At 73.2% G+C, this 21,800-nt stretch carries 22 protein-coding genes and 2 pseudogenes; 13 read left to right on the top strand and 11 right to left on the bottom strand.

Translation table 11 applies throughout. From position 1 onward, the window contains the following. The first annotated feature begins 49 nt into the window (after positions 1 to 49). Both ACIGO8_RS24370 and ACIGO8_RS24365 read left to right on the top strand, forming a co-directional pair. A complete protein-coding gene (locus ACIGO8_RS24370; RefSeq protein ID WP_399734417.1) occupies positions 50 to 346 on the top strand; it encodes a hypothetical protein in 297 nt (98 codons plus the stop codon). 71 nt (positions 347 to 417) lie between these two features. Continuing rightward, complete coding sequence (locus ACIGO8_RS24365; RefSeq protein ID WP_399734414.1) at positions 418 to 678, top strand: antitoxin; 261 nt, start codon at positions 418 to 420, stop codon at positions 676 to 678. Positions 679 to 808: 130 nt separating this feature from the next. Here the strand turns inward: ACIGO8_RS24365 and ACIGO8_RS24360 are convergent, their stop codons facing one another. The 5 genes from ACIGO8_RS24360 to ACIGO8_RS24340 form a co-directional block, all read right to left on the bottom strand. Further along, entirely contained in the window at positions 809 to 1,516 is a 708-nt protein-coding gene (locus ACIGO8_RS24360) for a class III extradiol dioxygenase subunit B-like domain-containing protein (protein ID WP_399734412.1), read from the bottom strand. A gap of 159 nt (positions 1,517 to 1,675) precedes the next feature. Beyond that, positions 1,676 to 3,196: a tRNA (N6-isopentenyl adenosine(37)-C2)-methylthiotransferase MiaB gene (gene miaB / locus ACIGO8_RS24355; protein WP_399734410.1), complete on the bottom strand. Its 1,521-nt coding sequence runs from the start codon at positions 3,194 to 3,196 to the stop codon at positions 1,676 to 1,678. A 98-nt stretch (positions 3,197 to 3,294) separates the two neighbouring features. Continuing rightward, a complete protein-coding gene (locus tag ACIGO8_RS24350) occupies positions 3,295 to 3,960 on the bottom strand; it encodes a HisA/HisF-related TIM barrel protein (RefSeq protein WP_399734407.1) in 666 nt (221 codons plus the stop codon). A gap of 8 nt (positions 3,961 to 3,968) precedes the next feature. After that, positions 3,969 to 5,108: a PdxA family protein gene (locus tag ACIGO8_RS24345; RefSeq protein WP_399734404.1), complete on the bottom strand. Its 1,140-nt coding sequence runs from the start codon at positions 5,106 to 5,108 to the stop codon at positions 3,969 to 3,971. After that, a complete protein-coding gene (locus tag ACIGO8_RS24340; protein WP_399734402.1) occupies positions 5,105 to 6,349 on the bottom strand; it encodes a four-carbon acid sugar kinase family protein in 1,245 nt (414 codons plus the stop codon). Before ACIGO8_RS24340 ends, ACIGO8_RS24345 begins: the two co-directional genes overlap by 4 nt. A gap of 131 nt (positions 6,350 to 6,480) precedes the next feature. Here ACIGO8_RS24340 and ACIGO8_RS24335 point away from each other — a divergent pair, with 131 nt between their 5' ends. Both ACIGO8_RS24335 and ACIGO8_RS24330 read left to right on the top strand, forming a co-directional pair. Continuing rightward, a complete protein-coding gene (locus ACIGO8_RS24335; protein WP_399734399.1) occupies positions 6,481 to 7,467 on the top strand; it encodes a LysR substrate-binding domain-containing protein in 987 nt (328 codons plus the stop codon). 127 nt (positions 7,468 to 7,594) lie between these two features. Beyond that, positions 7,595 to 8,593, top strand: a complete 999-nt coding sequence (locus ACIGO8_RS24330; RefSeq protein ID WP_399734397.1) for a TAXI family TRAP transporter solute-binding subunit — start codon at positions 7,595 to 7,597, stop codon at positions 8,591 to 8,593. Here the strand turns inward: ACIGO8_RS24330 and ACIGO8_RS24325 are convergent. Both ACIGO8_RS24325 and ACIGO8_RS24320 read right to left on the bottom strand, forming a co-directional pair. Beyond that, positions 8,572 to 10,047, bottom strand: a complete 1,476-nt coding sequence (locus tag ACIGO8_RS24325) for a sensor histidine kinase (RefSeq protein WP_399734395.1) — start codon at positions 10,045 to 10,047, stop codon at positions 8,572 to 8,574. The two genes, ACIGO8_RS24330 and ACIGO8_RS24325, sit on opposite strands and share 22 nt — an antisense overlap. Positions 10,048 to 10,065: 18 nt before the next feature. After that, positions 10,066 to 10,770, bottom strand: coding sequence for a response regulator transcription factor (locus ACIGO8_RS24320; RefSeq protein WP_399734392.1), 705 nt, complete (start codon positions 10,768 to 10,770; stop codon positions 10,066 to 10,068). Positions 10,771 to 11,042: 272 nt separating this feature from the next. Between ACIGO8_RS24320 and ACIGO8_RS24315 the strand changes: the two genes are divergently transcribed. From ACIGO8_RS24315 to ACIGO8_RS24280, 8 genes are all read left to right on the top strand, one after another. Next, positions 11,043 to 11,828 carry an amino acid ABC transporter ATP-binding protein gene (locus ACIGO8_RS24315; protein ID WP_399734389.1) on the top strand — a complete coding sequence of 262 codons (786 nt, stop codon included), beginning with the start codon at positions 11,043 to 11,045 and terminating at the stop codon, positions 11,826 to 11,828. Between the two features lie 86 nt (positions 11,829 to 11,914). Next, positions 11,915 to 12,832: a glutamate ABC transporter substrate-binding protein gene (locus tag ACIGO8_RS24310; protein ID WP_399734386.1), complete on the top strand. Its 918-nt coding sequence runs from the start codon at positions 11,915 to 11,917 to the stop codon at positions 12,830 to 12,832. Positions 12,833 to 12,955: 123 nt separating this feature from the next. Beyond that, positions 12,956 to 13,603 (top strand): amino acid ABC transporter permease, encoded by a 648-nt coding sequence (locus ACIGO8_RS24305; RefSeq protein ID WP_399734383.1) that lies wholly within the window; start codon positions 12,956 to 12,958, stop codon positions 13,601 to 13,603. Then, complete coding sequence (locus ACIGO8_RS24300; RefSeq protein WP_399734382.1) at positions 13,600 to 14,544, top strand: amino acid ABC transporter permease; 945 nt, start codon at positions 13,600 to 13,602, stop codon at positions 14,542 to 14,544. Before ACIGO8_RS24305 ends, ACIGO8_RS24300 begins: the two co-directional genes overlap by 4 nt. 169 nt (positions 14,545 to 14,713) lie before the next feature. Then, positions 14,714 to 16,369 (top strand): FAD-dependent monooxygenase, encoded by a 1,656-nt coding sequence (locus ACIGO8_RS24295; protein WP_399734379.1) that lies wholly within the window; start codon positions 14,714 to 14,716, stop codon positions 16,367 to 16,369. Positions 16,370 to 16,462: 93 nt separating this feature from the next. Then, positions 16,463 to 16,510: a hypothetical protein gene (locus ACIGO8_RS24290; RefSeq protein ID WP_309506048.1), complete on the top strand. Its 48-nt coding sequence runs from the start codon at positions 16,463 to 16,465 to the stop codon at positions 16,508 to 16,510. Between the two features lie 70 nt (positions 16,511 to 16,580). Then, entirely contained in the window at positions 16,581 to 17,120 is a 540-nt protein-coding gene (locus ACIGO8_RS24285; RefSeq protein ID WP_399734376.1) for a cysteine dioxygenase, read from the top strand. Between the two features lie 77 nt (positions 17,121 to 17,197). Beyond that, a complete protein-coding gene (locus ACIGO8_RS24280; protein ID WP_399734373.1) occupies positions 17,198 to 17,608 on the top strand; it encodes a rhodanese-like domain-containing protein in 411 nt (136 codons plus the stop codon). 101 nt (positions 17,609 to 17,709) lie between these two features. On the opposite strand, the pseudogene recX reads toward ACIGO8_RS24280, so the two are convergent. From recX to ACIGO8_RS24260, 4 genes and pseudogenes are all read right to left on the bottom strand, one after another. Beyond that, positions 17,710 to 18,420: pseudogene (gene recX / locus ACIGO8_RS24275) on the bottom strand (recombination regulator RecX); the annotation flags it as partial. Between the two features lie 70 nt (positions 18,421 to 18,490). Further along, positions 18,491 to 19,414 (bottom strand): annotated as a pseudogene (gene recA / locus ACIGO8_RS24270) (recombinase RecA); the annotation flags it as partial. 204 nt (positions 19,415 to 19,618) lie between these two features. Then, positions 19,619 to 20,059 carry a VOC family protein gene (locus ACIGO8_RS24265; protein WP_399734370.1) on the bottom strand — a complete coding sequence of 147 codons (441 nt, stop codon included), beginning with the start codon at positions 20,057 to 20,059 and terminating at the stop codon, positions 19,619 to 19,621. A 65-nt stretch (positions 20,060 to 20,124) separates the two neighbouring features. Next, a complete protein-coding gene (locus ACIGO8_RS24260; RefSeq protein ID WP_399734367.1) occupies positions 20,125 to 21,081 on the bottom strand; it encodes a GlxA family transcriptional regulator in 957 nt (318 codons plus the stop codon). A 92-nt stretch (positions 21,082 to 21,173) separates the two neighbouring features. On the opposite strand from ACIGO8_RS24260, the gene ACIGO8_RS24255 reads away from it, so the two are divergent. Further along, positions 21,174 to 21,767 carry an MBL fold metallo-hydrolase gene (locus tag ACIGO8_RS24255; protein ID WP_399734364.1) on the top strand — a complete coding sequence of 198 codons (594 nt, stop codon included), beginning with the start codon at positions 21,174 to 21,176 and terminating at the stop codon, positions 21,765 to 21,767. The last annotated feature ends 33 nt before the right edge of the window (positions 21,768 to 21,800 follow it).

Raw genomic sequence — 21,800 nt, 5'->3', positions numbered from 1 at the left:
TTCGTTGCCTGTTGCGGAAATCCGACCCTGAGTACGCTAGGGAGCAGATATGGGCGTTTTCGCATTGTTTCGCCGGAAGAGTAAGGATTCCAAGGATTCCGTCGAAGAGGCCGCCGGGACGGCGGCCTCGACGGCCGTCACGGAGGACGCGGAGACCGCCGCACCGGAGGGCGCGGAGGCCGCCACCGAGCCCGCGCGGCCGGCCGAGGCCGTGGACGTCACGGAGGCCTCCGTGATCACCGATGCCGCTGAGGTTACCGAGGTCGCCGAGAGCGTGGAGATCCCGAAGCAGCAGTCGGCGGAGGAGGCCGCGGACAACGAGGCCGGCGAAGGCGCCCGTCAGTAGGCGAGCCCAGAAGGCACGGCTCGAACGGAACGGCACGGACCCGCTGGGTCCGTCGGAGGGATGGTGACCCCATGGGTCTCCTGGATTCACTGAAGGCCAAGCTCGCCCCGGCGAAGGACAAGGTCTCCGACCTCGCGCAGCAGCACGGGGGAAAGGTCGAGCACGGCCTGGAGAAGGCCGCCAGGAAGGTCGACGAGAAGACCAAGGGCAAGTACAGCGACAAGATCGAATCCGGTACGGGCAAGGCCAAGGAGGCCATCGAGCGGCTGGCGCACAAGGACGGGGGCACTCCCCCGCCGTCGGCCCCGCCGCCGACGCCGCCGACTGCCTGACAGTCCCTCCGCAACGGCGGACGGCCGTGGAGCACCGCGCTCCACGGCCGTCCGCCGTTCTACGGGTGGGGGCGGGTGTCGTCCGTTCTAACGGTTCAGCCCTTCCACGGCTTCAGCCGCTCCGCGGGTTTCAGCTCCAGGCGGCGACGAAGTAGCCCACGCCGTACGGGGCGTCCTCGTAGAGCAGCCGGCCCGCGAGGCCCGCGCCCTCGGCGGCGCCCGCGAGGACCTGCCAGGGGGCGCGGCCGGCCGCCTTCAGTGCGTACGCGAGTTCCGCGTCCAGGGCCAGGAGCGCGGCCGGGTCCGCCGTGCCCAGGGCGCGGGCCGCCTCCGCGTCGAACGCCTCGGCTCGATCGTCGAGGTATCCAGGTGCCTTCAGGGTGCGGCAGGCGCTGCCGTCGCCCATCACGAGCAGCGCCACCCGGTCCGCCGACGCGGCGATCTCCCGGCCGGTGGCCGCGCAGCGCTCGGCCTCCAGGGGCTCGCCGACGCCGAGGCCCTCGACGGGCGCGGCGGCCCAGTCGGTGTGCTCCAGGAGCCAGGCGGCCACGGCGAGCGACGCGGGCAGCGGGCGGTCGCCGCCGGGCCCGCTGCCGAGCCGTACGGACTGCTCCACGCCGAAGGAGGCGAAGGACCCGGCGGAACCGGCCGGATACGTGCCCCGGGCGCCCTCGCCGGCGGGGCCGACGACGACGAGCCGGTCGGGACGGGAGGCGGCGAGCACCCCGAGCGCGTCGGAACAGGCCGTACGCGCCTCGGCGAGCTCGAAGGCGGCACCGGCCGCGACGGCGGGCACGAGCAGCGGAGGGCAGGGACAGACGGCAGCGGCGACAAGCATGATCCGCAGCCTACTGCGCCGGACGCACGGGCAGCCGGAGACCGGCGCCTCCATGAAGGCTCCCGCGGAAGCCGCCACGGAAGCCGCCCCGCCCGGCGGGCCCGGCGAACAGGGCCGGCGTCAGCGGCGAGCGGACCGGCGCCCGCTCGCCGCCTGCCGTCAGTGGCTTCCGCAGGCCGGCGCGTCCGCGACCGGGAGCGGCTCCGGGACGCCGATCTTCGGGAGGCCGAGCAGGACGCCGGACGGCTTCGCCTGGGCGGCGGCGGTGCGCTTCTCCCAGGCGTCGCCGGCGCGGGTGCGGCGGACGGAGGTGACGGGGCCCTCGGCGAGGAGGTGGTGCGGGGCCGCGTAGGTGATCTCGACGGTCACCACGTCGCCGGGGCGGACGTCCTCGTCGGGCTTGGTGAAGTGGACGAGCCGGTTGTCGGGCGCGCGGCCGGACAGGCGGTGGGTCTCGCCGTCCTTGCGGCCCTCGCCCTCCGCGACCATGACCTCCAGGGTGCGGCCGACCTGCTTCTTGTTCTCCTCCCAGGAGATCTCCTCCTGGAGGGCGACCAGACGCTCGTAGCGCGCCTGCACGACCTCCTTCGGGATCTGGCCCTCCATGGTCGCCGCGGGCGTGCCGGGGCGCTTGGAGTACTGGAAGGTGAAGGCGTTCGCGAAGCGGGCCTCGCGGACCGTGTGCATGGTCTGCTCGAAGTCCTCCTCGGTCTCTCCGGGGAAGCCCACGATGATGTCGGTGGAGATGGCGGCGTGCGGGATCGCGGCGCGCACCTTCTCGATGATCCCGAGGAAACGCTCCTGGCGGTACGAGCGGCGCATCGCCTTCAGGACCGTGTCCGAGCCGGACTGGAGCGGCATGTGCAGCTGCGGCATCACGTTCGGCGTCTCGGCCATGGCCGCGATGACGTCGTCCGTGAAGTCGCGCGGGTGCGGCGAGGTGAAGCGCACCCGCTCCAGGCCCTCGATGGTGCCGCAGGCGCGCAGGAGCTTGGAGAAGGCCTCGCGGTCGCCGATGTCGGAGCCGTACGCGTTGACGTTCTGGCCGAGCAGGGTGATCTCGGAGACGCCCTCGCCGACCAGGGCCTCGATCTCGGCGAGGATGTCGCCGGGCCGGCGGTCCTTCTCCTTGCCGCGCAGCGCCGGGACGATGCAGAACGTACAGGTGTTGTTGCACCCGACGGAGATGGACACCCACGCGGCGTACGCGGACTCGCGGCGGGTGGGCAGCGTCGACGGGAAGGCCTCGAGGGACTCCGCGATCTCGACCTGCGCCTCCTCCTGGACGCGGGCGCGCTCCAGCAGGACCGGCAGCTTGCCGATGTTGTGCGTGCCGAAGACCACGTCGACCCAGGGCGCCTTCTTGACGATGGTGTCGCGGTCCTTCTGCGCGAGGCAGCCGCCGACGGCGATCTGCATGCCGGGGCGCGAGGCCTTGCGCGGGGCGAGCCGGCCGAGGTTGCCGTACAGCTTGTTGTCGGCGTTCTCACGCACCGCGCAGGTGTTGAAGACGACGACGTCGGCGTCGCCGTCGGCGCCCTCGGGAGCCTTGACGTAGCCGGCCTCCTCGAGGAGGCCGGAGAGCCGCTCGGAGTCGTGGACGTTCATCTGGCACCCGTAGGTGCGCACTTCGTAGGTTCGCTGGACGTCCACTGTCTGGCTCCGGTCGCTGCTGCTCATGCAACAAGGGTATGCGGTGCCGGGCGCTGCCCTGTCCGGTGCCGGCGGAGGCTCCGGCTCCGCCGCGACGGCGGACCTGCGGGCTCGGGCCGCCGGGTTCAGGCCGCCGCCGTGAGCGCCTCCGTGAGCTGGGCGGCGAGCGAGCCGGCGTCCGGGCGCAGGGCTCCGGCGAAGGCCGCCGAGCCGACGGTGAACGCGTCGGCGCCGGCCTCGGCGAGGGCCTGGATCTGGGCGGAGGTGGTGAGCGAGCCCGCGACGACGAGGCGGCCGGCGGTGGCGGCGCGGGCCGCGCGCACCAGGTCGAGCGGGTCGGCCTCGGTGGCGCGGTGGGCGAGCAGGTCGACGCCCGCGCAGCCGGCGGCCTCGGCGCGGCGGCAGTCCTCGGCGATACGGGCCGGGGTGCCGGCCAGGCGGGTCGGGTGGCCGTGGGGCTCGCCGGCGAAGGGCAGGTAGCGGACGGCGGTGCCGGCGAGCAGGTCGAGGGTCTCCTCGATCCAGGTGCCGCCGAGGAGCCAGTCGACGCCGAGGTCGGCGGCGGTGCGTACGGAGTCGAGGGCCTGCGCGCGGCCGGTCGAGACGACCTCCAGGTGGCTGGTCGCGCCGAGCGCCCGGATCTGCTCGTGGAGGCGGCGCAGGGTGGCGGTGTCGACGCCGACGTCCTTGAAGCCGATGTGGGTGATGCCGAGCTCGCGGACGGAGTCGAGGACATGGAGGCAGTCGGTGACGGTCCGGTCGTCGCGGGTGAGCATGAAGACGAAGTCCATCGGTTCCCTTACGGACGTGCGGACAGCTGGTCGGCGTGACGCAGGGCGGTGAGCAGGCTGGTGTGGTCGGCGGTGCCGGTGCCCGCGAGGTCGAAGGCGGTGCCGTGGTCGACGCTGGTGCGCACGAACGGCAGGCCGAGGGTGATGTTGACGCCGTGCTCCAGACCCAGGTACTTGACGGGGATCAGGCCCTGGTCGTGGTACTGGGCGACGACGGCGTCGAACTCGCCGGCCCGGGCGCGCATGAAGACGGTGTCGGCGGGCCAGGGTCCGCTCGCGTCGATGCCCTCGGCGCGGGCGGCGGCGACGGCCGGGGCGATGACGTCGAGGTCCTCGCGGCCGAAGAGGCCGTTCTCACCGGCGTGCGGGTTGAGGGCGGCGACGGCGATCCTCGGACGGGTCCCGGTCCCGGTCCCGGCCGCGCCTCCGGCCCCGGCGGCGCTCACGGTCCCGGCCGGGATTCCAGGCCCGGCCGCGCCTCCGGCCTCGGCAGCGCTTACGGTCCCGGCCGCGCCTCCGGTCCGGGTCGTGGCCGCCGTCCCGGAGGAGGGCGTCGTGCCGCGCAGGGCCCGGTCGGTCAGCCGGATGACGTCCAGTTCCCGCTCGACGGTGAGCGCGTCGATCGCGGTGCGCAGTGACTGGTGGACGGTGACGAGGACGATCCGCAGTTCGTCGTTGGCCATCATCATCGCGTAGCGCTCGGTGCCGGAGAGCTCGGCCAGGATCTCGGTGTGGCCGGGGTGGGGCACGCCGGCGAGCCGGAGCGCCTCCTTGTTGATCGGGGCCGTGGTGAGCGCCCGTACCTCTCCGGCGAGCGCGAGTGCGACGCCGCGGCGGACGTACGCGTAGGAGGCGGCTCCGGCGCGGGCGTCCACGGTGCCGAGGGCGAGGTCCGCGGGCAGGCAGGGTCCTTCGGCGAGGACGTCGAGGACGCCGGGCGTGCGGCCGGCGCCGGCCGCCGGGCCCGTCGCGTCGAGCTCGCGCACCTGGAGCCGGACGCCGGTGGTGCGGCAGGCGCGGGCGAGGGTACCGGGATCGCCGATGACGAGGACGGGTGCGGTGCGGCGCGGGTCGGCGCAGGCGCGGACGGTGATCTCCGGGCCGATGCCGTGCGGGTCGCCCATGGTGACGGCGATGGGCCGGGTCATCGGTGCGCTCCGCGGGTGAGGAGGGCGTGGAGGCGGACGAGGGTGCCGTCGTCGCCGAAGCCGCCCGCCTTGACGAGGACGGGCAGGCGGGGCACGGCGGGCCCGTGGAGGGTGCCGCGGGCGATGCCGGGCTCGGGTTCGTCGTGGAGTTCGATGCCGGTGGCGCCGAGCGCGCCGAGGACGGCGGCGGCGGTCTCGCCGCCGGTGAGGACGAGCCCGTCGGCGAGGCCGGCGGCGGTCGTCCGCGTCACCTCCTCGACGAGGCGGCGCAGCGGTACGGCGGGATCGTGGTCGCGTTCCTCAGGCGTGTGGAGGGCGGCGACGGCCGGGCCGGAGGTCGCGTGCCGCAGGGCGGCGAGTTGGCGGCGGCTCGCGGGGTTGGCGCTGCCGACGACCGCCAAGGGACGGCGCGCGGCGGGCAGTTCAGGGAGCGGGTCGGCGGGATGACGGGTGTGACGGCGGGCCAGCGCGCCGGCGAGGCCCGGGGAGCCGGCCCAGAGGACGTCCTCGGGGCGGGGCACAGCGGCGACGACCGCGTCGAGGTCGGCCTCGGTGGCGGCCGAGCACGCGAGCACCCGGCCCGGACCGCCGACGCCTCCCTCCACCAGTCCGGCCAGGTCGGCGAGCCGGTCGGGTTCGACGACGAGGGCTTCCGGCAGGAGGCGGGCCAGGTCGGCCGTACGCACCGGGTGGGCCGGGTCGCGGGCGAACTCGCTCGCGTCGACCCGTACGCCCCGGACGTACTGCACGCCGCGGACCGTCGTACGGCCCTCGCCGGGGAAGGCGGGAGCGAGGATCGCGGCGCGCCGGCCGGAACCGGCGAGGGCGGCGCGGAGTTCTGCGGCCACATGGCCGCGCAGGGTCGAGTCGACGGTCTTGAGGAGCAGGTCCGCGCCGGCGTACGCGCGGGCCGCGCGCTCGGTCCGGGCGTCGGCCTCGGTCACGTCGACGACGCGGGTGCCGAGGTCGACGGCGGTGACACCGCCCTCGTACGCGGCGCCCGCCCCGTCCTCGGCGCCCCAGGCGCCCGCGCCGTCCTCGGCGCTCCCGGCGTCCTCGGCGCTGCTGACGCTCCCGGCGCTCCCGGCGTCCCGCGCGCTCCCGGCGCTCCCGCCCCCGCCGTCGAAGAGGACCAGGGCTCGGTGGCCGGACCTCCGGAAGGGCGCGGCGCCGTCGGCGGCGCTGGTGAGGTCGTCGGCGAGGATGACGACGGTGGACGGCGGCATCGCTGGGATTCCCATCTCTCGGATCACCCGATGTGACGGGATCAACCCTGTCTTCCCGTGAAGCCGCAGGACAAGCGATTCCTTCTCACTCCACCGGTGAGGATTTTTCACACGTCCTCACCGGCCCCGGCCGCTAGGTTGCACCCATGAGCCGGCCCGACCTGCCCCCGCTGAACACCCTGCTCCCCTTCGAGGCGACCGTGCGCCACGCGAGCATGACCCGCGCCGCCCGGGAACTCCACGTCACCCACGGGGCCGTCAGCCGCCAGGTGCAGCATCTGGAGAAGGCCCTCGGAACGCTCCTGTTCGAGCGCCGTCCGCGCTCCCTCCACCCGACGCCGCAGGCCCGGCGCCTCGCCGCGGCCGTGCGTGAGGCGCTCGACCTGATCGAGGCCGCGGCCGTGGAGGCCTCAGGCCGGCGGCGCGGCGGCCCGCTGGCGCTGTCCTGCGAGCCCACGCTGCTGATGCGCTGGCTCATCCCGCGCCTGCCGGACCTCTCCGCGCGGCACCCCGAACTGACCGTGCACCTGTCGGCGGGCGGCGGTCCGCCGGCGTTCGCGCGGGACACGGTGGACGTGGCGCTGCGCCGGGACGACTTCCCGGTGCCGGAGGGAGTGAGCCGGGTGCCGCTCTTCGCGGAGTGGATCGGCCCGGTCTGCCGCCCCGAACTCGCCGGCCGGCTCACCGGCGGTGGACCGGTGACCCGGCTGCACTCCGCCACCCGGCCGTCCGCCTGGGCCGACTGGCACCGGCTGTCCGCCTCCCGTGGCCCGGTCGGCGGGAGCACGGCCCGCGACCGGAGCACGGCCCGCGACCGGAACGCGGCCCCCGCCCTCGGCGCGCCGGGCGGCGGCCGGGAGCAGACCTTCGAGCACTTCTATCTGGCGCTCCAGGCGGCCGTGGCCGGCGTGGGCGTCGCCGTCGGCCCGTACGCGCTCGTCCACGACGATCTCGTACGGGGCCAGCTGGCGGCCCCGTACGGGTTCGTGGCGGACGGAACGGACTACGGGCTGCTCAGCCCGCGCCCGCCAGAGCGGGACGGGCGGATCGCCGCGCTGCTCGGCTGGCTGCGGGAGCAGACGGCGGCCCTGACGCCGCCCGAGGAGCTGGTCCCGCACGCGGTGTCCGGCTGAGGCGCGTCCCGGCGGATCCGCGCCGGTCCGCGACCGAGCCGGGTGGATCAGTGGCTCGGCGTGACGGCCCCGGTCCCGGCCGGGTCGGCCCTGGCCAGGACGGGGAGCGAGCTGGCAGGATCGCGCCATGCCCGCCGCGCTCTCCCGTACCGCCCGCCGTCGCCTCCTCCAGGTGTCGGCGGCGCTCCTGGTGCTGGCCGGCCTTCTCGTCTGGTGGCTGGTTCCTTTCGGCGCGAAGGCGCCGAGCGGGCACATCACCTTCAGCACCGGCGTGCCCACGGGCGTCTACCAGCGCTACGGGGAGCTGCTCCAGCAGACCCTCGCCCGCGACCTTCCGGACGTGTCGATAACGCTGAGGAACAGCGAGGGCTCCCAGCAGAACCTGGCCCGGCTCGCCTCGGGCGAGGCCGATTTCACGGTGGCGACGGCGGACGCGGTGGCCCAGTACCAGCGGGACCGCCGGCCCGGCTTCGAGCGGCTGCGCGGCTGCGCCCGCCTCTACGACGACTACGTCCAGCTGGTCGTCCCCAAGGGCTCCCCGGTCGAGACGGTGTCCGATCTGCGCGGCCTGCGGGTCGGCGTCGGCCAGCCGGGCTCGGGCGTGCGGCTGATCGCCGACCGGGTGCTCGCGGCGGCCGGGCTGACACCGGACGTCGACGTCGTCCCGGTCTCGGCCGGCATCGACACCATGCCGGGCCTCATGGAGCGACGGCGGCTCGACGCCTTCTTCTGGTCGGGCGGTCTGCCCACGCAGGGCGTGCAGTCGCTGTCCGAGCGGCTGCCGGTGCGGCTGGTGCCGCTGGACGACGCGCTGGTGCAGAGCCTGCACGACGTGGGCGAGTCGACCCGCCACTACCGTTCGGCGACGATCCCGGGAGACGCGTACAGCCTCGCCCAGAGCGGCAACCCGGTGGACACCCTGGCCGTGGCGAACATCCTGGTCACCACGGACGCGGCGGACCCGGACCTGGTGGAGGGACTCACCCGTACGGTGATCGCGAGCCGGGACCGGATCGGCAGCCAGGTCCATCCGGCGCAGCTGGTGGACCTGCGGACGGCGATCTACACCGACCCGCTCCCGCTGCACGAGGGCGCCCGGCGCTACTACCGCTCCGTAAAGCCCTGACCCCGCTTCCGGTCGTCGCCCGCTCCGAGGTCCCTCCTCGCCGGGCCCTCCTCGGCGGGCCTCGGGTCGTTCCTCGGGACGCGCACGGTCACCTTCAGGCCGTGCGGCGGGTTGTGGGCGTACGCGATGCTGCCGCCGCCCGCCGTGAGCAGCACGCGCGAGATCGACAGGCCGAGGCCCGAGCCGTTGACGTTCTGGTGGCGGCCGGAGCGCCAGAAGCGGTCGCCGATCCGCTCCAGCTCCTCGTCGGTGAGGCCGGGGCCGTGGTCGGCGATCTCGATCTCGACCGTCTCGCCGCCCGCCGCGAGGCGGGTGACGACGGTGACGTCGGCCCCGGTCGGAGTGAACTTCAGGGCGTTGTCGATCACCGCGTCGAGGGCGCTGGAGAGCGTCACCGGGTCCGCCCAGGCGGTCACGGCGGCGGTGTCGGCGCTGATCGCGACGCCCTTGTCGTCAGCGACCGGCCGCCAGGACGCGACCCGCTCGGCGGTGAGCGCGCCGATGTCGGTGAGCCTGAGCTCGGCGGCGGTGTGCTCGGCGAGCGCGAGGTCGAGCAGGTCGTCGAGGACCTGGGCGAGCCTCTTGCCCTCGGTGCGCACGGAGGCGATCTCCTCGTTGCCCTCGGGCAGTTCGAGGGCGAGCAGCTCGATCCGCAGCAGGAGCGCGGCGAGCGGGTTGCGCAGCTGGTGGGAGGCGTCGGCGACGAAGGCCCGCTGCTGTTCGAGGACGTCCTCGACGTGGTCGGCCATCTCGTTGAAGGAGTCGGCGAGCCGGCGCAGTTCGGGCGGTCCGCCGGCGGCGGCGACCCGGGAGTTCATCCGGCCGGTGGCGATGTCGTGGGTGACGGTGTCGAGGACCCGGACGGGCTTGAGCACCCAGCCGGTGAGCCGGAAGGCGGCGCCGACGGCGAGCAGCATCGCGGCGGCCTCGCCGGCGAAGATCAGCAGCCAGCCGCGCAGGATGCGGGAGCGCAGCTCGCCGGTGGGCGAGTCGGTGACGACGACGGCGACGACGTCCCCGTCGCGTACGACCGGGGAGGCGATGGTGAGCCGGGCGTGGCCCTGCCAGGGCCAGACCTGCGGCGGGTCATGGCTGCGGCGGCCGAGCAGGGCCTCGTTGAAGGCGCGCCTGCCCTCGCCCTCGTACGGGACGACCCAGTCCTCGGGCGCGGCGGCCATGGACCGGTTGTCGCGGTAGAAGATGCCGGCCCGGATGCCGTACACCTCGTGGTAGCTGGCGAGTTCGGCGCCGAGGGTGCTGCGGCGTTCGTCGGGGCCGAACCTGCTCTCGCCGACGAACTGGGCGAGCGCGGCGAAGCGGGCCGCGTCGTCGAGCCGGTCGACGACCACGCGCTGCTGCTCGGAGGCGGCGGTGCTGGCGGCCAGCGGGAAGCCGAGGGCGAGCAGGACGCCCGCCATCAGGACGATCAGGAGCGGAAGGAGCCGGGTGCGCACGTGCGGTCGGGTCCGCGGTCAGGCGGGAGGCGCGACCAGGCGGTAGCCGACGCCCCGCACGGTCTCGATCAGGGCGGGCATGCGCAGCTTCGAGCGCAGGGAGGCGACGTGGACCTCCAGGGTGCGGCCGGTGCCCTCCCAGTTGGTGCGCCAGACCTCGCTGATGATCTGCTCGCGGCGGAAGACCACGCCGGGCCGCTGGGCGAGCAGGGCGAGCAGGTCGAACTCCTTGCGGGTGAGGGGGACGGCGTCGCCGTCGACGCTGACCCGTCGGGTGGGCAGCTCGATGGTGACGGCGCCGAGGCGCAGGGTGCTGTCCTCGCCGGTACCGGTCGGGTCCTCGCCGGCGCCGCTGCGCCGGCTGACGGCGTGGATGCGGGCGAGCAGCTCACCGGTGTCGTAGGGCTTGACGACGTAGTCGTCGGCGCCGAGGTTGAGGCCGTGGATCCGGGAGCGCACGTCGGCGCGTGCCGTCACCATGATCACGGGGGTGCTGGTGAGCTTCCGGATGCGGCCGCAGACCTGATAGCCGTCCTGGTCGGGCAGGCCGAGGTCGAGCAGGATCACGCCGTACGAGGGACGCTCGCCGTGCGCGGCGGGCAGCACGGCCTGGAGCGCCTCCTCGCCGTTGCGGGCGTGGGTGACGCTGAAGCCGTGCCGGGCGAGGATCGCGGAGAGCGCGGCGGCGACGTGGTCGTCGTCCTCGACGAGCAGCAGTCTCATGGCCCTCCTCCGTGATCTCTCGGCGCGGTCCGCGCCGCGGGTGCCGTCCGCGCCGTCGGTGATGACCTTCTGTCTACCAGGGCATCAACGCCGATGGTCACGGTCACAGTCAAGTGTTGTTATCCACCCGGTACGGCCAGGGCCGCCCCGTTCACGCAGAGTGTCCGGTTGCGACCGGATCGTTATCCTCAAACTTCGCTCAGATGTGATGACGCTCCGCACACCCGGTCTCTAGTGTCCTCCCCAACCGAGCAGGACGGAGCGAGATGCCGATGAGCGGAGTGTCAGTGACCAAGGGTTCGGAGGGCGCCGCGCCGGCCGTGGACGACCTGGTCGTGCTGTCCGACGTGAACAAGCACTTCGGCGCGCTGCACGTGCTGCAGGACATCGACCTGACGATCCGTCGCGGCGAGGTCGTGGTGGTCATCGGACCGTCCGGTTCCGGCAAGTCCACGCTGTGCCGCACCATCAACCGTCTGGAGACGATCGACTCCGGCAGCATCACCATCGACGGGAAGCCGCTGCCCCAGGAGGGCAAGGAGCTGGCGCGACTGCGGGCGGACGTCGGCATGGTCTTCCAGTCCTTCAACCTCTTCGCGCACAAGACGGTGCTCGAGAACGTGATGCTGGGTCAGATCAAGGTCCGGAAGGCGGAGAAGAAGGCGGCGGAGGCCAAGGCCCGCGCCCTGCTCGACCGGGTCGGCGTGGGCACGCAGGCCGACAAGTACCCGGCGCAGCTCTCCGGCGGCCAGCAGCAGCGCGTCGCGATCGCCCGCGCGCTGGCGATGGACCCCAAGGTCATCCTGTTCGACGAGCCGACCTCGGCACTCGACCCGGAGATGATCAACGAGGTCCTCGAGGTCATGCAGCAGCTGGCCCGGGACGGCATGACGATGGTCGTCGTCACCCACGAGATGGGCTTCGCCCGTTCGGCCGCCAACCGGGTGGTGTTCATGGCCGACGGCCGGATCGTGGAGCAGGCCGCCCCGGACGAGTTCTTCAGCAACCCGCGCAGCGACCGCGCCAAGGACTTCCTGTCGAAGATCCTGCACCACTGACGCCACGCGGCGACAAGTCCTTAGCCGCCGCCCGCGACGTGCTGCACACTGACGATCAACTACCCACGACCTGAGGGATGTTCACGATGAAGCTCCGCAAGACCGCGGCCGTGGCCGTTGCCGTGCTCGCGCTGACCGCGACCGCCTGTGGCGGCAAGGAGGGCTCGGCCGGCGACAAGCCCGCCACGAAGCCCGGCGACGCCAGCGCCCCCAAGCTCCCCACGTACACCGTCGCGAGCGGCGTGGATCTGAACTCGCCGACCTTCAAGAAGGCCAAGGAGCGCGGCAAGCTGGTCATCGGCTCCAAGGCCGACCAGCCGTACCTCGGCTTCGAGGACCAGGCCACCAAGAAGCGCTCCGGCTTCGACATCGAGATCGCCAAGATGATCGCCGCCGACCTGGGCTTCTCCGAGGACCAGATCGAGTGGAAGACGGTCGACTCCAAGCTGCGTGAGACCGCGATCTCCACGGGCCAGGTCGACTACTACGTCGGCACCTACACGATCAACGACAAGCGCAAGGCGCAGGTCGGCTTCGCAGGCCCGTACTACCAGGCCGGCGCCGACCTCCTGGTCCGCAAGGACGAGACCGCCATCACCGGTCCCGAGGGCGTCAAGGGCAAGAAGGTCTGCTCGATCACCGGCTCCACCCCGCTCCAGGAGATCAAGAAGCCGGAGTACGGCGCCGAGACCGTCGAGCTCGGCAAGTACTCCGACTGCGTCCAGCAGCTGCTCACCAAGCAGGTCGACGCCGTCACCACCGACGACTCGATCCTCAAGGGCTACGCGGCCGCCAACGCCGGCAAGCTCAAGGTCGTCGGCAAGCCGTTCACCAAGGAGCCCTACGGCGTCGGCATGAACAAGGAGGACAAGGTCCTTCGCGACAAGGTGAACGACATCCTCGAGAAGTACGAGAAGGACGGCACCTACAAGAAGATCTACGAGGCCACCCTCGGCCTCTCCGGCTCGTCCTACACCGAGCCGCCGGCGGTCGTCCGCTACTGATCGCCACCGGCCGGCCGCCGACCCTCTGCCACCTCCCCGGCACGGTCGGCGGCCGGCCGGTCACCCCACCTCGTCCACGAGCTTGCCCCCAAGCCTGCCGCTGACTGCCGACGCGGAGTCCTCATGAACGTACTGCTCGACCATTTCCCGGAGTTCCGCGACGGATTCATAGGAACCGTGTCGATCACCGCCGTCAGTTCGGTCATCGCCGTGGTCCTCGGCATCGTCATCGCCGGCTTCCGGGTCTCGCCCGTCCCGCCGCTGCGCTTCTTCGGCACCGCGTGGGTGACGCTGCTGCGCAACACCCCGCTGACCCTGCTCTTCCTGGTCTTCTTCTTCGTCGTCCCGGAGATCCTCTTCCCGGGCATGAGCCCCTTCGTGCTCGGCTCGCTCGCGCTCGGCTTCTACACCTCCTCCTTCGTCTGCGAGGCCGTGCGCTCCGGCATCGGCACCGTGCCGCTCGGCCAGGCCGAGGCGGCCCGCTCGCTCGGCATGACCTTCTCGCAGACGCTGCGGCTGATCGTGCTGCCGCAGGCCACCCGGACCGTGCTGCCGCCGCTGAGCTCGATCCTCATCGCGCTGACGAAGAACTCGGCCATCGCCGGCGCCTTCAGCGTCACCGAACTCTTCGGCTGGCAGACGCTGATGAGCGAGCAGGGCTACGCCATCGCCCCGGTCTTCCTCTGGGTCGCCGTCGCCTACCTCGTCATCACCTTCGCCATCAGCGGACTCTTCCGTCTCCTTGAGCGCAACCTGGAGGTCGCCCGATGAGCGCCAGCGTTCTCTTCGACGCCCCCGGCCCCAAGGCACGGGTCCGCAACCGGATCTACGCCGTCGTCGGCATCCTCGCCATCCTCGCCCTCCTCGCGGTCAGCGTGATGCGGCTGAGCGACAAGGGGCACCTCGCCCCCGAGATGTGGGACATCTTCAACTACGCGGGCATCCGGCAGAACATCGCCGACGCGCTGCTCGCCACCCTGAAGGCGTTCGCCCTCGCCGCCGTCGGCTCCCTCGTGCTCGGTGTGCTGCTCGCCGTCGGCCGGCTCTCCGACCACAAGCCGGTCAGCTGGCTGTGCACCGGCTTCATCGAGGTCTTCCGCTCGCTGCCGCTGCTGATCACCATCTACGCGGTGTGGGTCGCCTTCCTCACCGACTACTCGATGTGGGCGCTGGCGATCGGCCTGTCGATCTACAACGGCTGCGTCCAGGCCGAGGTGCTGCGGGCCGGCGTCAACGCGGTGCCGCGCGGTCAGCGCGAGGCGGCGTACGCGCTCGGCATGAGCAAGACCCAGGTGATGACCAGCGTCCTGCTGCCGCAGGCGGTCCGGGCCATGCTGCCGACGATCATCAGCCAGCTGGTGGTCACCCTCAAGGACACCTCGCTCGGCTTCGTCATCCTCTACCCCGAGCTGCTCTACTCGGCCCGCCTGATCGCCTCCAACACGCTGGTCAACGGCCAGTACCCGTACGTCTCCGTGATCGTCGTCTTCGGCGCCATCTACATCGCGCTGTGTCTGGCGCTGTCCGCGCTCGCCACCTGGATCGAGAAGCGGGGCCGCCGGGCCAAGACGGGTGTCCTGGCCTCCGACGCCGACGCCAAGGCGGTGGTGCTGGGCGCCGACGCCGCCCAGGCCACGATCACCGCCGGTGGAACCGCCGGTGGAACCGCCGACGGCGGACCCGCCGACGGGCACGGAATCACGAAGAACTGACGGTATGTGACATCATCCGGGGGCAGTGGCGACGCCGCTGCCCCCGTCACTTGACGCATGCACCCCCAGTCGGTTGCATACGTTCTGTGATCAAGCACCCGGCGCGCGCCGCACTCCGCTGTGCTTCCCGCATGACCGTACGGCCTCGCACGCCCTCAGGAGCCGCGCCGTGGACCCGGTGATCATCGTGGGCGCGGGGCCGGTCGGCCTCGCGCTCTCCCTCGCCCTGGCCGCCCAGGACGTGCCCAGCGTCGTGCTCGACGAGAGCCCGGGCAAGGAGGAGCCGAGGCCCGCCCGCACGGTCGTGCTGCGCGCCGACATGGCCGCCCTGGTGGAGCGGCTCGGCTGCGCCACGCTGCGTGACGAAGGAGTCCGCTGGGTCGGCTGGCGGGCGATGCGCCGCCGACAGCAGACCCGGCACGTGCCGCTCGACCTGGGGTCGGGCGGGGACGCCGACGCGGAGGACGGACACGCCGGACCGGCCGCCCCGCTGCACATCCCCCAGCACGCCCTGGCCCGCGGCCTGCGCGACGCCATCGCCCGCCGCCCGCTGATCACGCTGGTCACCGACTCCCGCGTCGACACCGTCGAGCAGGACCCGCACGGCGTCAGCGCGCACACCCGCGGCCCCGACGGCACCTGGTGGCGCGGCAGCCATCTGATCGGCTGCGACGGCGCCCGTTCGACGGTGCGCAAACTGCTCGGCGTCCGCTTCCCGGGGCGTACGGCCGTGGAACGGCACGCCGTCGCCGCGCTGCGCACCGAACTCCCGTGGGCGGGCGAGGCCCTGCTGCACCGTCAGCCGCCGTGGCGCGGCTCCGGCGACGAGATCGCGGCCCGGCCGCTGCCGGACGGCGTGTGGCGGATCGACTGGCTGCTGCCGCCGCGCGGCGACCTGGTCACTCCCGACGCGCTCGTGACCCGCATCCGCGACACGCTCGCCGGCTGGTGCGAGGGCGTGACCCCGCCGTACGAGCTGATCGACACCGGCGTCCACACCGTGCACCACCGGCTGGCCCGGCGCTGGCGGGTGGACCGGGTCTTCCTCGCCGGCGACGCGGCGCATCTGCTGGGCGCGGTCGGCACCCAGGGGCTCGACGAGGGGCTGCGGGACGTCGACAACCTGGCCTGGAAGCTGGCGTACGCCTGGCACCACAGGGACGCCTCGCCGGCGCTGCTCGACAGCTACCAGAGCGAGCGGCGGGCGGCGGTGGCCGGCCTGCTGCGCGCCGCCGACCAGGTGCTGCCCGGGCTGCGCGGCGGCAAAGGGCTGCGCACCTATCTGTCGGGCGGCGGACGCGGCCACGACATCCTGCTCACCGACGGGCACCTCGGGCGCGGTCCGCTGGGCGCCCTGCCCGCGTATCCGCACTCGCCGCTGGCGCCGGAGCCGTCGGAGGGCCGCATCCCGGTGGGCACGCCGGACGGCGGGCCGGTCGAGGACGTGCGGGTGACGGCTCCCGACGGGACGACCGTGCGGCTGCGGGACCGGCTGGGGCAGGGGCGGCTGCTGGTGCTGCTCGTCGCCCCGGGCACCGGTGTGTGGGACCGGCGGCACTGGATGAGCGCGGGCGTCATGCCCCGGCTCGCCGAGGCCGTGGAGGCCCTGCCGGCACCGGCCGAGCTGCTGGTCACGGAGGCGTATCCGGGCGCGCCGGCCCACGCCGTGCTCCTGGTCCGCCCGGACGGCCATCTGGCCGCCGCCTTCGCCGGTGTGCGGCCGGAGGAGCTGCACGCGGCGGCGGACGCGGTACGGGGCGGGGCCGAGGCCGTCGCCGCGGAGGACGCGCCGTCGGACAGCGACCGTACGGCGGACGTCAACTGACCCTCGGGTGACCGTCGATTGACCGCCGCAGGTGTCCGTGGTGTACTCCGGAGCGTGACCGACACCGATGTGCGCCTGTGGCGGAGGGTCCATATGGACCTCGTCCGCTACGCGGGCTGCGTGTGTCGCCCGTCCTGCTGATTCGCCTTCCCTCTTCCCAGCGCGCGCCGTTTCGTCGTGCGCTCTTTCGCGAACCTCAGGACGGTCACCCGTGCCCCAGCAGCATGCCACCGCTGTCTCCCCGCCTCCTTCACCTCGCCCTCCGACCGAGGCCGATCTGCTGGACTTCGTCCGGCGCACGGCCGCCGACACCGACCTCGTCGCCTCGCTTCCCCTCGATCCCGAGGGCCGTACCTGGGTGCGGCTCGACGGGCCGGGCGGCAGCGAGGCCTGGCTCATCGGCTGGCCGCCCGGCACCGGCACCGGCTGGCACGACCACGCCGAGTCGCTCGGCGCCTTCGCCACCGCGCGCGGCACCCTGCGGGAGAACTCCCTCGCGGTGCGGCTCCCGGCGAGCGGCTGGAAGACCCTGGAGCTGGCCGACGGCGTCGACCGCGGCCGCGAGCTGCCGGCCGGCCGCGGCCGGGCCTTCGGCCGCCACCACGTGCACGAGGTGCTCAACGAGTCCCGCGACGAGCACGCGGTCTCGGTGCACGCCTACTATCCGCCGCTCCCGCTGATCCGGCGCTTCAGCCGGTCGGGTGCGGTGCTGCGTCTGGAACAGATCGAGCGCCCGGAGGACTGGCAGTGAGCGACGTACGCGACGACGAGCGCGCCGGGGTCGATGGACGCGTGGGTGAACGGGTGGCTGAGCGGGTGGGAGAACGAGTGACTGAACGAGTGGGCATCGACGAGCTGTTGGAGCGCGTGCGGGCCGGTCTCGACCGGATCGACGCGCGCACCGCGTACGAGGCGTACGAGGCGGGTGACGCGCTCCTGGTCGACACCCGCTACGCGGCCCTGCGCGAACGGGACGGCCTGATCCCGGGCGCGCTGGTCGTCGAGCGCAACGAACTGGAGTGGCGGCTCGACCCGCTGGGCAGCCACCGCGCTCCCGAGGCCGACAGCCACGATCTGCGGGTCGTGGTGCTCTGCAACGAGGGCTACGCCTCCTCCCTCGCGGCCGCCTCCCTGCACCAGCTGGGCCTGCACCGCGCGACGGACGTGATCGGCGGCTTCCAGGCCTGGAAGGCAGCGGGCCTCCCGGTCCTGCTCCCAGCGGCAGGCCGCACGGCCTGAGCCCCGGGAGGGCCAAGGGCCGAGGGCCCGGGAGCGCCGGCGCCGACGGCCGAAGGCGGCGTCGGTCGCCGGAGGTTCGAAGGTGCCGAGGGGTCGGGGAGCTAGAAGGGTTCCTCCAGGCCCTCGGTGTCCTCGCCCTCGTTCTCCAGGGCCTGGCGCACCACCCGCAGCGCCATGCCCTCCGGGTATCCCTTGCGGGCGAGCATGCCGGCGAGTCTGCGCAGCCGCCGGTCGCGGTCGAGGCCGCGGGTGGCGCGCAGCTTGCGCTCGACGAGCTCGCGGGCGCGCGCCTCCTCCTGGTCGGAGTCCAGCCGGTCGACGGCCTCCTGGATCAGGCCGGGGTCGACGCCCTTGGTCCGCAGCTCCCGGGCGAGCGCGCGGCGGGCCAGGCCCCGGCCGTGGTGGCGGGACTCCACCCAGGCCCCGGCGAAGGCGGCGTCGTCGATCAGCCCGACGTCCTCGAACCGGGACAGCACCTCGTCGGCGATCTCGTCGGGGACCTCCCGCTTGCGCAGGGCGTCGGCGAGCTGCTTGCGGGTGCGAGGGGTTCCGGTGAGCAGGCGCAGGCAGATCGCCCGCGCCCGCTCAGCCGGATCCTGGGACGACAGCTCCTTCTCGGCCCTCGACGAGTCGGGGCTGTCGTCCGGCCATTCGGTGCGACCGGTCACCGGGTCAGCTCTTGGCCGTGGTGGCCTTGGTCGCCTTGACGGCCTTGGCCGGGGCCGGGACGGACTTGCCGGCCTCGTCCGTGGCCGCCGTGTCCGTGCTGGTCGCCGCGTCCGTGCCCGGCTCGGCCGAGGGCTCCTCGGGCCGGACGCCGACGCCCAGCTTCTCCTTGATCTTCTTCTCGATCTCGTTGGCGAGGTCGGGGTTGTCCTTGAGGAAGTTGCGGGCGTTCTCCTTGCCCTGGCCCAGCTGGTCGCCCTCGTACGTGTACCAGGCGCCGGCCTTGCGGACGAAGCCGTGCTCCACGCCCATGTCGATCAGGCCGCCCTCGCGGCTGATGCCCTGGCCGTAGAGGATGTCGAACTCGGCCTGCTTGAAGGGCGGCGCGACCTTGTTCTTGACGACCTTGCAGCGGGTGCGGTTGCCGACCGCCTCGGTGCCGTCCTTCAGGGTCTCGATGCGGCGGATGTCGATGCGCACGGAGGCGTAGAACTTCAGGGCGCGGCCACCGGTCGTGGTCTCGGGCGAGCCGAACATCACGCCGATCTTCTCGCGGAGCTGGTTGATGAAGATCGCGGTGGTCTTGGACTGGTTGAGCGCGCTGGTGATCTTCCGCAGCGCCTGGCTCATCAGACGGGCCTGGAGACCGACGTGGGAGTCGCCCATCTCGCCCTCGATCTCCGCGCGCGGGACGAGCGCGGCGACGGAGTCGATGACGATCAGGTCGAGGGCGCCGGAGCGGACCAGCATGTCGACGATCTCGAGGGCCTGCTCGCCGTTGTCCGGCTGGGACAGGATGAGGTTGTCGATGTCGACGCCCAGCTTGCGGGCGTACTCCGGGTCGAGGGCGTGCTCGGCGTCCACGAAGGCGACCTGGCCGCCGGCCTTCTGCGCGTTGGCGACGGCGTGCAGGGTCAGGGTCGTCTTGCCGGAGGACTCCGGGCCGTAGATCTCCACGACACGGCCGCGCGGCAGGCCGCCGACGCCCAGGGCGACGTCGAGGGCGGTCGACCCGGTCGGGATGACCTCGATCGGCTCCTTCGAGCGCTCGCCCATGCGCATGACGGCACCCTTGCCGAATTGCCGTTCAATCTGTGCGAGCGCGGCGTCGAGCGCCTTCTCGCGGTCGGTTCCTGCCATGGGTTCCACCCGGTTTGCTTGAGTCGATCGCTTCATGTGAAAGACGCTAACCCCTGCCACTGACAACGGGCCCCGGCGTCCCTCCCGACCTGTGGATAACTCGGCGACAACCCCGTGATTCCAAGGCCTGCCACCCCATGAGAATGGATGTTCGATTTTCGTGTCAAGCGCACCACGCCGCGGCGGGCCGGGGGCGCGGCGGGCTCAGCGGAGCTCCTCGGCGAGCCCGACGACGATGCCCTCGGGGCCCCGGACGTAGCAGAGCCGGTAGACGTCCTCGTACCGCACCACCTCGCCGACCAGCTCGCCTCCGTGGCCGCGCAGGCGGGCGACGGTCTCGTCCACGTCGTCGACGGCGAACATGATCCGGCGCAGGCCCAGCGTGTTCGCCGGCGCGGCCTCGGGCTCGGCGCGGACCGCCTTCGGCGTGCGGAACCTCGCCAGCTCGATCCGGCCGTGACCGCCCGGGACCCGCAGCATCGCGACGTCCTGCCGGACCCCGTCGAGCCCGATCACCCGCTCCACCCACCGTCCCTCGACGGGCATCGTGCCTTCCAGCTCCATGCCGAGTGCGACGAAGAACGCGACGACGGCGTCGAGGTCGTCGACCACCACGAGGACGTTGTCCATCCGCCGGATCGCCATGCCGGACCTCCTTGCCGTGACACGGCCCCGCCGGCCGCGCGCACGCTCGAGTGACGCATACCACGCTACGGCGCGCGGCCGAAGGCGCGCCGGTAGGAGCGCGGCGGCACGCCCCGGCGCCGTACGAACTGCTCGCGCAGCACCGCCGCGCTGCCGTAACCGACCAGGCGGGCGATCTCCTCGACCGGCAGGTCCGTGGTCTCCAGGAGTTCCTCGGCCCTGCTCAGCCGCAGTCCGCGCAGCCAGGCGTGCGGAGTGGTGCCGGTCGCCGCGGTGAAGCGGCGGGCGAAGGTGCGCCGGCTCATCATGGCGCGGCGGGCCAGTTCCGTGACGGGCAGCGGCTCGTGGAGGTGTGCGCGGGCCCAGGCGAGGACCTCGGCGAGCCGCTCGTCCTGCCCGTCGCCGGGCACGGGCGCGGCCAGGTACTGGGCCTGTCCGCCCTCGCGGTGGGAGGGCAGCACCATGTCCCGGGCGACGGCGTTGGCCAGCGCGGCGCCGTGCTCCCGCCGCAGCAGGTGGAGGCACAGGTCGAAGCCGGCGGCGGCTCCCGCGCCCGTGACGACGTCGCCCTCGTCGACGTAGAGCGCGTCGGGCTCGACGGTGACCCGCGGGTGGCGGCCGGCGAGGAGTTCGGCGAACCGCCAGTGGGTGGTCGCCCGCCGGCCGTCGAGCAGTCCGGCGGCGGCGAGCGCGAAGGTCCCGACGCAGTGGGCCGCGACCACGGCGCCGCGCCCGTGCGCCGACCTCAGCGCGTCGAGGACGGCGGGACCGGGCGGCGAGCGGAAGCCGGCCCCAGGCAGGGCGAGGACCAGGTCGGCGCCGGCGAGCCGGTCGAGGCCGTGGGCGACGGAGAGCGGTACGCCGCTGTCCGTGGGCACCGCGCCGGGCCGGTCGGCGCACAGCGCGAAGTCGAAGCCGGGCACCGCCGCTCCGTGCGGCCCGAAGACCTCGGTGACGATGCCGACGGCGAGGATGCCGACGCCGGGCGGGGCGTACGCGGCGACGGTACGGAAGGGAGGCACGGGCCGCAGTGTCGCACGGGTGGCACGAATCCTGCGATCGTAGGCAGTGGTGCCACTCGTCCGTCCGCGCCGCCCGCGGAAGGATCAAGGCCATGACAGACGCACCGCTCGGCCGCAGCGCCGCATTCGAGGTCCTGACCACCGGCTACGTGGGCTCCACCGGCCCCGGAGTCGCCGCCACCGTCTCGTACGTGTCCGACGCGGGACGGCACGTGATCTTCGACCCGGGCATGGTGGCGAGCCACGACGACATCCTCGGCCCGCTCGCGGAACTCGGCCTGGGCCCCGAGGACATCACCGACGTGGTGCTCAGCCACCACCACCCGGACAACACCATGAACGCGGGCCTCTTCGGCCGTGCCCGGGTGCACGACCACAAGGTGGAGTACCAGGGCGACCAGTGGCGGAACCGGGACGCGGAGGGCTACGCGCTCACGCCCTCGTTGCGGCTGATCCGCACGCCCGGCCACAGCGCCGAGGACATCACGCTGCTCGCGGGCACCGCCGAGGGCGTGGTGGCCTTCGCCGGCGACCTGTGGTGGCACGCCGACGGCCCGGCGGACGACCCGGTGGCGCCGGACCGCGAGGTCCTGCGCGCCTCACGGGCCCGGGTGCTGGCCGCGGCGGATCTGATCGTGCCGGGCCACGGCGGCCCGTTCACGGCCGAGGACAATCCGCCGCTGTAGGCCCTCGCCGTCGCCGTCGCCGAGCCAGGCCGG

The sequence above is a fragment of the Streptomyces sp. NPDC053493 genome (assembly GCF_044544825.1).
In the GTDB taxonomy this organism is placed as follows: domain Bacteria; phylum Actinomycetota; class Actinomycetes; order Streptomycetales; family Streptomycetaceae; genus Streptomyces.
This window is presented reverse-complemented; position numbering and strand designations above follow the sequence as displayed.